This window comes from Kitasatospora sp. NPDC001175 (assembly GCF_053598215.1).
This window is the reverse complement of the sequence record NZ_JBSFJU010000036.1, coordinates 49,037-62,915: the sequence shown is the minus strand read 5'-3', so window position 1 is coordinate 62,915 and position 13,879 is coordinate 49,037. Positions and strand designations below refer to the sequence as shown.

Here is a 13,879-nt window from a genome sequence, read left to right as displayed (position 1 = left end):
CCGCCTCCCGGGCTCCCCGGCCGCGCGGCGGCGCCGGATAAGGTCTCTGCCATGCACGGTCATGACAGCACCCAGCCGGTCCGGGCCACCATCTGGGTCCGGGGAAAGGTCCAGGAGGTCGGTTTCCGCTGGTGGACCAGGGCCCGCGCGCTGGAGATCGGTCTGACCGGGTACACCAGCAACCTCGGCGACGGCCGGGTCCAGGTGGTCGCGGAGGGCTCCCAGCCCGACTGCGAACGGCTGCTCGCCCTGCTCCGCGGCCCCGGCACGCCCGGCCGGGTCACCGGGGTCACCGAGATCTGGGGTCCCAGCCGCGACGGTTACGACGGCTTCGCACTGCGCTGAGCAGGCACACCGGGCGCCGGGCGGGCAACTGCCGGTGTCATGCGGTTGCCATCTGGGCAGACTCGTGGTTGACTCCGCAGCGAACAGTGATCCACCGGGTCCCGCGTGGCGCTGTTCCCGATGGCCCCGCCATCCCCATGGTGTGTCGATCCCGCCATGCAGGTGACAGGCGCGCGGTAGCGTGCGGTGATCGTGTTGACCCGTACGGTCTTTGGTGAGACGCTGAAAGCCCGCGCACCAGTCTGCGTACTCCCAGCAGGGTCATGTTTTCATGGGCGCAGTTCATGACGGCATTCCGGCAGTGCCCGGTCGGCACTTCCGGTGCGCTGACGGGTGCGTACCCCCCTTCCCCCTAGACCCAAACCGTTTCGGTTCGGTCACTCAGCGTGGAGGACCATTCATCATGGCAAAGGCGCTTCTCGGGTACGTCGGCGGTCCCGACCCGCGAATGCTCTCCGAGATGCGACGGCTGCAGCAGCGCGTTCAAGACCTGGAGGCCGAGTTGGCCCGGGTACAGGAAGAGAACGCCGCACTCACCGCTGTCGCTGACGAGCACTCGCTGCTCAGCAGCATCGATCTGGATCAGCGGGAGCCCGCGCTCACCTGATCCTGACCCGATCCTCACCGATCGACGCTGCTGCGCACTCTGAGCTTCCCGTGTACGCGGAGGTTGCCGTATATGGGACGCAGCTTCCGAGGGACGCCCGGGTGGCGTCCCTTCGTCGTACCCGAGGACCGATGCCCCGAGGAGCGTCCCGGTGCGGACGCTCCGTCGAGGGGAGGCTGCCCTTCCTCCGGCGTGGTCAAACCGCCGTTCGGCGGCTTGGTGCGTGCCCGGCCGGATACAGTCGGCCGGCGGGCATCTGCCGAGGCCAGGAGGAAGGCGCGTGCACCTGAAGAGTCTGACGCTGCGCGGGTTCAAGTCCTTCGCCTCGGCCACCACCCTGCGCTTCGAACCGGGCATCACCTGCGTGGTCGGCCCGAACGGCTCCGGCAAGTCCAATGTGGTGGACGCGCTCTCCTGGGTGATGGGGGAGCAGGGGGCGAAGTCGCTGCGCGGCGGAAAGATGGAGGACGTCATCTTCGCCGGGGCCGGCGGACGCGCGCCGCTCGGCCGGGCCGAGGTCAGCCTCACCATCGACAACACCGACGGTGCACTGCCGATCGACTATTCCGAAGTCACCATCACCCGGACGATGTTCCGCAACGGCGGCAGCGAGTACGCGCTGAACGGCAGCGTCTGCCGGCTGCTGGACATCCAGGAACTGCTCTCCGACTCCGGCATCGGCCGGGAGATGCACGTCATCGTCGGGCAGGGGCAGTTGGACTCCGTGCTGCACGCCGACCCGATGGGCCGACGGGCCTTCATCGAGGAGGCGGCCGGGGTGCTCAAGCACCGCAAGCGCAAGGAGAAGGCGCTGCGGAAGCTGGACGCGATGCAGGGCAACCTCAACCGGGTGCAGGACCTCGTCGCCGAACTCCGCCGCCAGCTGGGGCCGTTGGGCCGACAGGCGAAGATCGCCCGCCGGGCCGCCGGGATCCAGGCCGAGCTGCGCGACGCCAGGCTGCGGCTGCTCGCCGACGACCTGCTCACCCTGCGCCGCGCCGTCGAGGCCGAGGTCGCCGACGAGTTGGCGCTGGGGCTGCGCCGGTCCACCGTCGAGCAGGAACTGGTCAGGGCCCAGCAGCGCGAGGCCGTACTGGAGGCGCAGGTCGAGCAGCTCGGCCCGCAGCTGGAGGCCGCACGGCAGACCTGGTACCGGCTCTCCGCGCTCGCCGAACGCACCCGGGGCACCATCGGGCTGGCCGAGGCGCGGGTACGACATGCGGTCTCGGACGGTGGTCCGGGAGAGGAGCGGCGCGGCCGCGACCCCGAGGAACTGGAGCGGGAGGCCGCCGGGGTCCGCGAGGAGGAGGCCGCACTCGCCGAGGCGCAGGAGCAGGCGCGGTACGCACTGGCCGAGGCGCTCGAGCGCAAGTCCGAGCTGGAAGGTGAACTCGCGGCGGAGGAAAGGCGGTTGAAGGCCGCCGCGCGCGCCCTCGCCGACCGGCGGGAGGGGCTGGCCCGGCTGCAGGGCCAGGCGGCCGCGGCCCGCTCCCGGGCGGCCGGCGCGCAGGCCGAGATCGGACGGCTGACCGAGGCCAGGGACGCGGCGCTGCTGCGCGCCGAGGCCGCCGAGCAGGAGTACCGGCAGCTCCGGCAGCAGGTCGACGGCCAGGCGGAAGGGGACGCGGACCTGGACGCCGCGCACCGGCGGGCGGGGGAGGCGCTGGCCGAGTCCGAGCGCGAACTGGCCACCGTACGCGAGGCCCTGGGCCTGGCCGAGCGCGAACGGGCCGGGCTGGCCGCGCGGCACGAGACGCTGGCGCTGGGCCTTCGCCGCCAGGACGGCAGTGCCGCACTGCTCGCCGCCGGGGACCGGCCGGCCGGACTGCTGGGACCGGTGGCGCAGTTGCTGCGGGTCACGCCCGGGTGCGAGGCGGCGCTGGCGGCGGCGCTCGGCGCGGCGGCGGACGCGGTCGCGGTGGACGGTCTGGAGACCGCCGCTCAGGCGCTGCGACTGCTGCGCACGCGGGACACCGGCCGGGCCGCACTACTGATCGCGAATCCCGCCGCCGAGCCGTACCGGCACGGCGAGCTGCCGCAGGGCGCGCGCTGGGCGGCCGAGTTGGTGGACGCGCCGAGCGAGCTGCGAGCCGCCGTCGAGATGCTGCTGGCCAGCTCGGTTATCGTCGCGGATCTGGACGAGGCGCGGCAACTGGTCATGGAGAGGCCGGAGCTGACCGCGATCACAACCGAGGGCGATCTGCTCGGCACCGGCTTCGCGCAGGGTGGTTCGGCGGGTGCGCCGAGCCTGCTGGAGACCCGGGCGGCGGTCGCCGGGGCGGCCGAGCAGCTCGGTGAGCTCGACCGGCGCTGCGCCGAGTTGAACGAGCTGCTGGCACCCGCCGAGGAGCGGCGGCGAACGCTGGCCGGCGAGGTCGAGCAGCTGTCGGTACGGCGGCGACAGGCCGAGAAGGAGCAGGCGCGGACCGCCGGAGTGCTCGGACGGCTCGGCGGGCAGGCCAGGGCGGCGGTGGGCGAGGCCGAGCGGCTGGCGGCGGCGGTGGCCACGGCCGAGGAGGGGCTGTCCCAGGCGCTGGCGGCGGCCGAGGAACTGGCCGAACGCCTGGCCGTGGCCGAGGAGTCGGCCTCCTCGGGTGAGGACGAGCCGGACAGCACCCGGCGTGACCGGCTGGCGGCTGAAGCCGTCTCGGCCCGGCAGGCCGAACTCGAGGCCAGGCTCTCGCTCCGTACGCACGAGGAGCGGGTCCGCAACCTGGCTGGCCGGGCGGACCGGCTCGACCGCGCGGCACACGCGGAGCGCGAGGCCAGGGCGCGGGCCGCCGAGCGCCGGGAGCGGGCCCGGCACGAGGCGGCGGTCGCCACCGCCGTCGCCGCCGGGGCCCGGCAGCTGCTGGCGTGGCTGGAGGGGGCGCTGGTGCGGGCCGAGGCCGAGCGGGTGGAGGTCGAGGCGGCCCGTGCCGAGCGGGAGAGCCAGCTGCGGGCCGGCCGGGAGAAGGGCCGGGAACTCAAGGCCGAGCTGGACCGGTTGGTGGACGCCGGACACCGCGACGAGGTGCTGCGAGCGGAGAAGCGGCTGCGGATCGAGCAGCTGGAGACCAGGGCGCTGGAGGAGTTCGGCATCGAGGGCGGTGAACTGCTCGCCGGCTACGGGCCGGACCAGCCGGTGCCGCCGGCCCTGCCGGAGGACGGCGGTGAGCCCGGTGAGCCCAGGCCCTACGACCGGACCGAGCAGGAGCACAGGCTCAGGGCGGCCGAGCGGGCCTACCAGCAGCTCGGCAAGGTGAACCCGCTGGCGCTGGAGGAGTTCGCGGCACTGGAGGAGCGGCACCGGTTCCTGGGCGAGCAGTTGGACGACCTCAAGAAGAGCCGCCGTGATCTGCTGGACATCGTCCGGGACGTGGATGCCAGGGTGGAGCAGCTGTTCACCTCGGCCTACCAGGACACCGCGGCCCAGTTCGAAGGGGTGTTCTCCCGGCTCTTCCCCGGCGGGGAGGGACGGTTGCTGCTCACCGACCCGGAGAACATGCTCGCCACCGGAGTGGAGGTGGAGGCCAGGCCGCCGGGCAAGAAGGTCAAGCGGCTCTCGCTGCTCTCCGGCGGTGAGCGCTCACTGACCGCGGTGGCGCTGCTGGTCGCCATCTTCAAGGCGCGGCCGAGCCCGTTCTACGTGATGGACGAGGTCGAGGCGGCACTGGACGAGACCAACCTGCGGCGGCTGATCGCGATCATGGAAGAGCTGCGGGAGAGCTCGCAGCTGATCGTGATCACCCACCAGAAGTTGACCATGGAGTCGGCCGACGCGCTGTACGGCGTGACGATGAAGGGCGACGGGATCTCGCAGGTGATCAGCCAGCGCCTGCGCGACGAGCACCGTGAGCGCCGGCGCACCCCGGCGCCCCGGCGGGCGGAGGACGGGCTGCAGGCCGGGCGACCCTCCGGCGAGCCGGCCGACTGATCCGGTACCCCGGTGGGCGGAGGGCGGATCGCCGAACTGATCCGGCGATCCGGACACCGGTGCTTCTGCCGGTATCACGGGCCCGTCGCGGATACTGGAAAGGTTGTGAATCCTCCCCCTCACCGATGAGGGGGCTTCTCACTCGGCCGCGGTGGTCTCACCGCGGCCAGGTCCCGGCAGGTCCCCGTCGGCCCGGCCGGGGCGCAGCAGTGGAGCGGCAGCGCCATGCGCCTTGCCGACCGAAGGATCACTGAACCCCCCGGCCGCCCGGCCGGGGGAGCCAGCAAGGGAGATCTATGTGGAATACGTGATCCTTGCCGTCGTCATCGCCGTGATCGCCATCGGCGCGATCGCGGGACTCGTCGTCGGCGGCAGACGGAAGAAGCAGCTGCCTCCCCAGGCCGGGGCGCCCGTCATCACCAAGCCGGCCGAGCCGAAGGCCGTACCGACGGCCGAAGCCGAAGCCGAAGCCGAGGCCGAGGCGAAGGTCGAACCCGAGGCCGAACCGGGTGCGCCGTCGGTGGTGGAGCCCGTCGAGGCGGCCGAGACCGTAGCGGAGGTCGAGCTCCCGGAGGCCGCCGAGGCGGCCCCGGCCATCGAGATCCCCGAGCCCACCGCCGGCCGTCTGGTCCGGCTGCGCTCCCGGCTCTCCCGTTCGCAGAACTCGCTGGGCAAGGGCCTGCTCACGCTGCTCTCCCGGGAGCGGCTGGACGAGGACACCTGGGAGGAGATCGAGGAGACCCTGCTCACCGCCGACGTGGGCGTCGCGCCCACCCAGGAGCTGGTGGACAAGCTGCGCACCCGGGTCAAGGTGCTCGGCACCCGGACGCCCGACGAACTGCGTGGGCTGCTGCGCGAGGAACTGGTCGCGCTGATCGGCGTGGACGCGGACCGTTCGCTGAAGACCGCCAAGCACGAGGCCGGCCGCCCGGCCGTCGTCCTGGTGGTCGGCGTCAACGGCGTCGGCAAGACCACCACCTCGGGCAAGCTGGGCCGGGTGTTGGTCGCGGACGGCCGCAAGGTCGTGCTCGGCGCGGCCGACACCTTCCGTGCCGCCGCCGCCGACCAGCTGCAGACCTGGGGCGAGCGGGTAGGCGCGCGGACCGTGCGCGGGCCCGAGGGCGGCGACCCCGCCTCGGTCGCCTTCGACGCGGTCAAGGAGGGCATCGCCGAGCAGGCCGACACCGTCCTGATCGACACCGCCGGCCGGCTCCACACCAAGACCGGTCTGATGGACGAGCTGGGCAAGGTCAAGCGGGTCGTGGAGAAGCACGGTCCGGTGGACGAGGTGCTGCTGGTGCTCGACGCCACCACCGGCCAGAACGGCCTGGTCCAAGCCCGGGTCTTCGCCGAGGTCGTGGACATCACCGGCATCGTGCTCACCAAGCTGGACGGAACCGCCAAGGGCGGCATCGTGGTCGCCGTCCAGCGCGAGCTGGGCGTACCGGTCAAGCTGATCGGGCTCGGCGAGGGTGCGGACGACCTGGCGCCGTTCGAGCCGGGCGCCTTCGTGGACGCCCTGATCGGGGACTGATCACCGCCGACACCGCCGCATCGAGGGTCCGCTCCGCAGAGGGGCGGGCCCTCTCGCGCACCGGCCGGGACGCGGGGGACCCGGCAGCTCCTCAGGAGGCGAGCCAGGCCGGTTCGGCGGAGCGCTCGCGGCTGCGGTGGCAGGCGTAGGCGAGGGTGCCGAGCAGGAGGCGGGCCTCCGGGGGGCAGCCGGCGCTGTCGCGGGAGGGGCGGCGCAGCCAGCGGACCGGCCCGAGCGACCCGAACACACTGGGCGGCGCGGCGATCCAGCTGCCCTCGCCGTGGCAGGCCAGGTCGAGGGAGGCGTCGTCCCACCCCATCCGGTACAGCAGCTCGGGCAGCCGCTGCGCGGTGCCCACCGCGACGAAGAAGAGCAGCCGCCCGGTCGGCAGCGCGAGCACCGGGCCGACCTGGGTGCCCATCCGCTCCAGCCGGACCAGGGCCTGCAGACCGGGCTGCGCGGGGACGTCCAGGACGTCGAAGGAGCGCCCGGCCGGGAGCAGTACGGCCGCGTCGGAGGCCCAGAGCGCGCGCAGTTCGGCGGCGGGCGGCCCGGCCTCCGGGCGGGGGCTGACGGTGTGCTCCGGACCGACGGCGGTGTGCAGGCCGGGCGCCGCGCAGTGGGGCTGCCGGCAGTCGCAGCCGCCGTCAGCCGGGGTGCGACCGGAACCGACGGCGACCGTCCATCCCCAGCGGCCGGTGTACTCGGCGGCGGCCTGGAAGGCGGTGGCCCGAGTGCGGCGGCGGGCACCGAATCGGAGATCGCCGAAGAGGTTGTCCATGCCTCCCCCAACAGATTGTGATTGCGGGTGGTTACGGGACTGTGACGGTGCGTCGATTGTCCGATGTGGAGTGCGTTGTGTGTCGGCGGCGCGCGCTGGACGTCGTGCTCCGATTCGGGTCGCCCGTGCGAGGAGTCGCCTTGCCCCGGAGCGCCGGATGCCGGATCGTCGTTGTCGCACTGGGTTTCTCCGTCCTCTTTCATGACTGGCAAGGCCCATGTCGTAGAAGCGAGTTGACCGTGGAGCGGGTGGGCGGCGAGCGGATTGGCGCGGGCCGGCCGGACCGACTACCAGTGAAGCGCGGTGCGGCGCCGAGTAGTTCACTCGTAGGGGTGGCGAAAGGTGGCGATTCCCCGTTGCGGCTCCCTCGGATGGCGGAGGGGCGTTACGTTCGGCGTACGGAACGCAGCGGACCGTCCACCAGCGGGCGGGAGCGGAGCAGGTGCCGCCGATTGGGGCGGTCGGGTCATATGACAAAGGGCCCTGTGGGGCCGGGCGGGATGGGACGTTCCCATGGCAGAGAAGCAACCGAACGAGAAGCTGACGTCCTGGTTCGGCCGCAGTGGCTGGTCCAAGGGCGAGCTGGCCCGTCAGGTCAACCGCCGGGCACGTCAGACCGGGGCCCATCACGTCAGCACCGACACCTCGCGGGTGCGCCGCTGGCTGGACGGCGAGCAGCCGCGCGAGCCGATCCCGAAGATCCTCTCGGAGCTGTTCTCCGAGCGCTTCGGCTCGGTGGTCTCGATCGAGGATCTCGGCCTGCGCACCGTGGTTCCGGTGAGCACCGTCGGCGGTGGGGTGGACCTGCCGTGGAGCGGCGCCCAGACGGTGCAGCTGATCAGCGAGTACTCGCGCAGTGACCTGATGCTCAACCGCCGGGGCTTCCTCGGCACTTCGCTGGCGCTGACCGCCGGTGCCGCGCTGATCGAGCCGATGCAGCGCTGGCTCAGCCCGAGTCCGAGCGGCGCTCCCACCCCGATCCTGGCCGCTGCCAACGGCGGCGAGCCCTACACCGGGCGGCTCTCCGAGCCCGAGCTCCAACTGCTGGAGCAGACCACGGTGATGTTCCGCCAGTGGGACGCACAGAACGGCGGCGGGCTGCGCCGCAAGGCCGTGGTCGGCCAACTCCACGAGGTCACCGACCTGTTGCAGGAGACCTACCCCGAGCACACCACCAAGCGGCTGTTCCGGCTGACCGCCGAACTCGCCCACCTGGCCGGGTGGATGTCGTACGACGTCGGTATGCACCCCAGCGCGCAGAAGTACTACGTGCTGGCGCTGCACGCCGCCAAGGAGGCCGGGGACCGGCCGTTCGGCGCGCTGATCCTCACCGACATGAGCCGCCAGATGATCCACCTCAACCGCGGCGAGGACGCCCTGGAGCTGATCCACCTGGCCCAGTACGGCAGCCGGGACACCGCCACTCCGCGCCAGCAGGCCCTGCTGTACGCGATGGAGGCCCGGGCGTACTCGACCATCGGCGAGGTCAACCGCTGCGCCCGCGCCGCCCGACTGGCCGAGGACACCTTCAGCGACTGCCGTCCGGGTGACAACGACCCGAACTGGCTGAAGTTCTTCTCCGAGGCGGAGCTCAATGCGGAGAACGCGCACTCCTTCCGCGACCTCGCCTACAACTCCACCCGCAGCCCGCTCTACGCCTCGATGGCGGCGCCGGTGATGGAGCGCGCCGTGGACCTGTTCCGGCAGGACGCGGACCATGTCCGCTCCTACGCCTTCAACCTGGTCGGGATGGCCAGCGTCCACCTGCTGCAGAACGAACCCGAGCAGGCCGTGGTGATGGCCGAGCAGGCCGTGGACATCGCCCGGACAGTGCGCTCCGAGCGGCTGAACACCCGAGTGCGCAAGACCGCGGCGGCCGCCTCGCGCAACTACAAGGGTCTGGACGCGGTCGACCGGCTGGCCGAGCGGGTGGTGCACGACATTCCGGAATTCACCACTTCGGTGTAATCGCCGCCGAGGACGGCGTGGCTCCGCACCGTCCCCCAGCTCCGACCGTGGACGCCCCCGTAGGTATGCATCCGATCGGGCTCCCCCGCCCCGCAGCCCGGTGGGCGCCACGGTCGGTGATTCGTCGGCCGCAGCCGGTGGTGTGAGGGCGAACGGTAGCGCAGCTTTGTCGGTGACGCGGCCGCATTTCACGTGCTCGTAACTCTCCCGTCAACGCCGTCACGTTGGTGAAACAACGAGCCGCATCGGCCGAAACCAGCCTTCGGCACTCTCCTCTTCATCGCCGACACCCCGGGTGGCACGGGACAGGAATCCCGGGGGCGGTTTCAGCAGAGGAGACGCCGATGCCGGAAGGCTTCAGCGCGGGCGACACCGCATTCGTGTTCATCAGTGCGGCCCTGGTCATGTTGATGACACCGGGCCTGGCCTTCTTCTACGGAGGCATGGTCAGGGTCAAGAGCACGCTCAACATGCTGGCGATGAGCTTCATCTCGCTGGCGATCGTCAGCGTGCTCTGGGTGCTCTACGGCTACTCGCTCGCGTTCGGCCCCGACGCCGGCGCCGGCCTGATCGGCAATCTCGACTTCCTCGGCATGCGCGGCATCGGGCTGAACGACCTCAGCGGATCCATCCCGGTCACCGCGTTCGCCGCCTTCCAGCTGATGTTCGCCGTGATCACTCCGGCACTGATCAGCGGGGCGATCGCCGACAGAGCGAAGTTCTCCGCCTGGGCGCTGTTCGTGGCGCTCTGGGTAACGGTCGTCTACTTCCCGGTCGCGCACTGGGTGTTCTTCTTCGACAACGGCCACGGCGGCTGGCTCGGCGACCGCAGCGGCGTGATCGACTTCGCCGGCGGTACGGCGGTGCACATCAACGCCGGTGTCGCGGGCCTTGCGCTCTGTCTGGTGCTGGGCAAGCGGGTCGGGTTCAAGAAGGACCCGATGCGCCCGCACAGCCTGCCGCTGGTGATGCTCGGCTCCGGGTTGCTCTGGTTCGGCTGGTTCGGCTTCAATGCCGGGTCCGCGCTGGCCGCCAACGGCGTGGCCGGGATGGCCTTCCTGAACACGCAGGTCGCCACCGCCGCCGCGATGCTGGGCTGGCTCGCCTACGAGCGGATCAAGCACGGCGCGTTCACCACGCTGGGCGCAGCCTCCGGAGCGGTGGCCGGTCTGGTCGCCATCACCCCGGCCTGCGGCTCGGTCTCCCTGCTCGGCGCGATCGCGATCGGCCTGATCGCCGGAGCCGTCTGCGCCGCCGCGATCGGCCTCAAGTACCGCCTGGGCTTCGACGATTCGCTGGACGTGGTCGGCGTGCACGCGGTCGGCGGCATCGTCGGCTCGCTCGCGGTGGGGCTGTTCGCCACCGGCCACGTCGGGCAGACTGCCCAGGGCCTCTTCTACGGCGGCGGGTTCCTGCAGTTGGGCAAGCAGGCGATGGGTGTGGCCGTGGTCGGCGTCTACTCCTTCGTGCTCTCCTGGCTGCTCGGCAAGGCGATCCAGCGGACCATCGGCTTCCGGGTCGCCGAGGAGGTCGAGGTCGCCGGGATCGACCAGGCCGAACACGCCGAGTCGGCCTACGACTTCAGCGCGGTCGGGGCCAGCCTGGCCCGGGCGCTGTCCGCCCCGGCGGCCGAGCGGCCCGCCGCGAAGCCCGCCGCGAAGCCCGCCGGGAACCCGACCGCGAAGACCGCCGACAGGACCACTGAGAAGCCCACCGAGAAGACCGAGGTCGACGCCCGATGAAGCTCATCACCGCAGTCATCAAGCCCCACCGACTGGACGAGGTGAAGAACGCCCTGCAGGCCTTCGGCGTCCAGGGCCTCACCGTCACCGAGGCCAGCGGCTACGGCCGCCAGCGCGGGCACACCGAGGTGTACCGGGGCGCCGAGTACACCGTCGACCTGGTCCCGAAGGTCAGGGTCGAGGTCCTGGTCTCCGACGAGGACGCCGACGAGCTGATCGACGTCCTGGTCAAGGCCGCCCGCACCGGCCGGATCGGGGACGGAAAGGTCTGGAGCATCCCGATCGAGACCGCGGTCCGGGTCCGCACCGGCGAACGGGGCCCCGACGCCCTGTGAGCCGCCGGGCGCGGGCAACTCCTCAGGGGCGCGGGGGACCGCGCGATCGGCCGGACACCCGTGTGACCGGCCGCTCGCGCCGTTCCCCGCGCCCGCACAGCTCCCCGCGCCCCGCCGGTGCACCGCACCTACGATTCGGCACAGAACCACCGCACCACGGATGGGGACCCCGACGTGACACCCACCGACACTGACACCCCTCCCGCCGGGGGCCCGGCCGGCCCCTTCGACTTCGCCGCCGCCCGCTCCCGGCTGCTCGCCCGGCCGGGCCCCGGCGGCGCCGAACGCCGCGCCGCCCTCGCCGCCCTGGCCGACGACTGGCTCATCGGCCTGTACGAGGCGTCCGGCGCCCCGTCAGGGACCGCCCTGGTGGCCGTCGGCGGCTACGGTCGCGGCGAACTGTCACCGCGCAGCGACCTGGACGTCCTGCTGCTGCACCAGGGCTCGCTCGACCCGGCCCTGCCCGAGCGCATCTGGTACCCGGTCTGGGACGGCGGCGCCGCGCTCGACCACTCGGTCCGCACCCTCACCGAGGCCCGTACCGTCGCCGCCGAGGACCTCAAGGCACAGCTCGGCCTGCTCGACGCCCGCCACCTGGCCGGTGACCCGGAGCTCACCGCGGGGCTCCGCGCCGCCGTACTCGCCGACTGGCGCGCCACCGCCCCGAAACGGCTGCCCGAACTCCGCCGGCTCTGCCGCGAACGGGCCGATCGGCACGGCGAGGTGTCCTTCCTGCTGGAGCCCGACCTGAAGGAGGCCAGGGGCGGACTGCGGGACGTGACCGCGCTGGGCGCGATCGCCGCCAGCTGGCTCGCGGACGCCCCCAGGGACGGTCTGGAGGCGGCCGCGGCCAGGCTGGCCGACATCCGGGACGCACTGCACCTGACCACCGGCCGGGCCACCGAGCGGCTCGGCCTGCACGACCAGGACCAGGTCGCCGAGCGGCTCGGGGTGCTCGACGCCGACACCCTGCTGCGCCAGGTGTACGAGGCGGCCCGCACCGTGGCCTACGCCGGCGACGTCACCTGGCGGGCGGTCGAACGCGTCCTCGCGGCGCGGGGCGGCCGGGGCCGCCGGGCCGTCCGGCTGGCCTTCCCGTTCACCGGCGCCGGGCGCGGCACCGGTGCGGTGGCGCGCGGTGCCGTGGAGCGCAGGCCGCTCGCCGAGGGCGTGGTCGAACAGGACGGGGAGGTGGTGCTCGCCCAGAGCGCCCGCCCGGCGCAGGACCCGGTGCTGCCGCTGCGCGCCGCCGCGGCGGCCGCGCAGGCCGGGCTCCCCGTCGGGTACGCCACCGTGCGGCGGCTGGCCGCCGAGTGCCGGCCGCTGCCGGTGCCCTGGCCGGACGAGGCCCGGGAGCAGCTGACCACCCTGCTCGGCGCGGGGGAGTCCTGCCTGCCGGTCTGGGAGGCGATGGAGGCGGAGGGGCTGATCGGCCGCCTGCTGCCGGACTGGGAGCGGGTCCGCTGCCGGCCGCAGCGCAACGCCGTACACCGCTGGACGGTCGACCGGCACCTGGTCGAGACGGCGGTCCGGGCGGCCGCGATGACCCGCCGGGTGGCCAGGCCCGATCTGCTTCTGGTCGCGGCGCTGCTGCACGACCTCGGCAAGGGCTGGCCCGGTGACCACAGCGAGGCGGGCGAGGTGATCGTCCGGGACGTGGCGGCCCGGATGGGCTTCGATAAGGCGGACATCGAGACGCTGGCCCTGCTGGTCCGGCACCATCTGACGCTGATCGACACCGCCACGCGCCGGGACCCGGACGATCCGGCCACCATCGACCTGATGACCAAGGCGGTCGGCACCCTGTCGCACCTGGAACTGCTGCACGCCCTCACCGAGGCCGACGCGGTCGCCACCGGGCCCGCGGCCTGGAGCAGCTGGCGCGCGTCACTGGTGGACCGGCTGGTGGACCGGGTGGCCGCCCAGCTCGCGGGCGACGCCCCTGCTCCCGGCCCGGACTCCGGCGCCGAGCCCACCGTCGAGCAGGAGCGGTTGGCGGTGGAGGCCGCCCGGACGGGTGAGCCGGCGCTCGCGCTGCTCGCCCAGCCGCACCCGGAGGCCTTCGCCGCCGAGCCGATGGGCGCCGAGCTGACCCTGGCCATCCCGGACCGCCCGGCGCTGCTGAGCACGGCGGCCGGGGTGCTCGCGCTGCACCGGCTGACCGTCCGCTCGGCGGCGCTGCGGATGCTGGACCCGGTCGGGGTCGGCCAGGTGCTGCTGATCCGTTGGAAGGTCGCCGCCGCGTACGGCGAGCTGCCCGAGACCGACCGGCTGCGGGCCGACCTGCGCCGGGCCCTGGACGGTTCGCTGGACGTCGCCCGCAAGCTCGCCGAACGGGACGCCGCCGCCCCGCGCCGCCGGGGCATCAAGACCCCGCCGCCGGTGGTCACGGTCGCTCCCGGCGGCTCGTCCAGCGCCACCGTCCTGGAGGTCCGCGCGCACGACGCCCCCGGCCTGCTGCACCGGATCGGCCGGGCGCTGGACACGGCCGGTGTGGTGGTCCGTACCGCCCACGTCAGCACGCTCGGCGCGGACGCGGTGGACGCCTTCTACCTCACCTGCTCGGACGGCCGTCCGCTGACGCCCGAGCGGGCCCGGGAGGTGGCGGCCCAGGTGCAGGAGGCGCTGGGTGCGTGACGGCTTGGTCCCCG

General features: G+C 73.0%; 9 protein-coding genes. 8 read left to right on the top strand and 1 reads right to left on the bottom strand.

Annotation, left to right across the window (positions count from 1 at the left end; all coding sequences use genetic code 11):
* The first annotated feature begins 51 nt into the window (after positions 1–51).
* From ACWDAK_RS24400 to ftsY, 4 genes are all read left to right on the top strand, one after another.
* Positions 52–345 carry an acylphosphatase gene (locus ACWDAK_RS24400; RefSeq protein ID WP_344639836.1) on the top strand — a complete coding sequence of 98 codons (294 nt, stop codon included), beginning with the start codon at positions 52–54 and terminating at the stop codon, positions 343–345.
* A gap of 403 nt (positions 346–748) precedes the next feature.
* A complete protein-coding gene (locus ACWDAK_RS24395) occupies positions 749–952 on the top strand; it encodes a hypothetical protein (RefSeq protein WP_344639835.1) in 204 nt (67 codons plus the stop codon).
* A gap of 280 nt (positions 953–1,232) precedes the next feature.
* The gene (smc, locus tag ACWDAK_RS24390; protein ID WP_427394443.1) at positions 1,233–4,868 is read left to right on the top strand and encodes a chromosome segregation protein SMC; all 3,636 of its coding nucleotides are present in this window, start codon (positions 1,233–1,235) and stop codon (positions 4,866–4,868) included.
* 298 nt (positions 4,869–5,166) lie between these two features.
* Positions 5,167–6,402 carry a signal recognition particle-docking protein FtsY gene (gene ftsY / locus ACWDAK_RS24385; protein ID WP_427394444.1) on the top strand — a complete coding sequence of 412 codons (1,236 nt, stop codon included), beginning with the start codon at positions 5,167–5,169 and terminating at the stop codon, positions 6,400–6,402.
* A 91-nt stretch (positions 6,403–6,493) separates the two neighbouring features.
* On the opposite strand, the gene ACWDAK_RS24380 is transcribed toward ftsY, so the two are convergent.
* Positions 6,494–7,183: a bifunctional DNA primase/polymerase gene (locus tag ACWDAK_RS24380; RefSeq protein WP_344639832.1), complete on the bottom strand. Its 690-nt coding sequence runs from the start codon at positions 7,181–7,183 to the stop codon at positions 6,494–6,496.
* A gap of 513 nt (positions 7,184–7,696) precedes the next feature.
* On the opposite strand from ACWDAK_RS24380, the gene nsdA reads away from it, so the two are divergent.
* From nsdA to ACWDAK_RS24360, 4 genes are all read left to right on the top strand, one after another.
* Positions 7,697–9,151, top strand: a complete 1,455-nt coding sequence (gene nsdA / locus ACWDAK_RS24375; RefSeq protein WP_344639831.1) for a transcriptional repressor NsdA — start codon at positions 7,697–7,699, stop codon at positions 9,149–9,151.
* A 344-nt stretch (positions 9,152–9,495) separates the two neighbouring features.
* Entirely contained in the window at positions 9,496–10,893 is a 1,398-nt protein-coding gene (locus ACWDAK_RS24370; protein ID WP_344639830.1) for an ammonium transporter, read from the top strand.
* On the top strand, positions 10,890–11,228 hold the full coding sequence (locus tag ACWDAK_RS24365; protein ID WP_344639829.1) for a P-II family nitrogen regulator: 339 nt from the start codon (positions 10,890–10,892) through the stop codon (positions 11,226–11,228). The genes ACWDAK_RS24370 and ACWDAK_RS24365 overlap by 4 nt, the downstream gene beginning before the upstream one ends.
* A gap of 174 nt (positions 11,229–11,402) precedes the next feature.
* Positions 11,403–13,865 carry a [protein-PII] uridylyltransferase gene (locus tag ACWDAK_RS24360; RefSeq protein WP_344639828.1) on the top strand — a complete coding sequence of 821 codons (2,463 nt, stop codon included), beginning with the start codon at positions 11,403–11,405 and terminating at the stop codon, positions 13,863–13,865.
* Positions 13,866–13,879 lie beyond the last annotated feature (14 nt).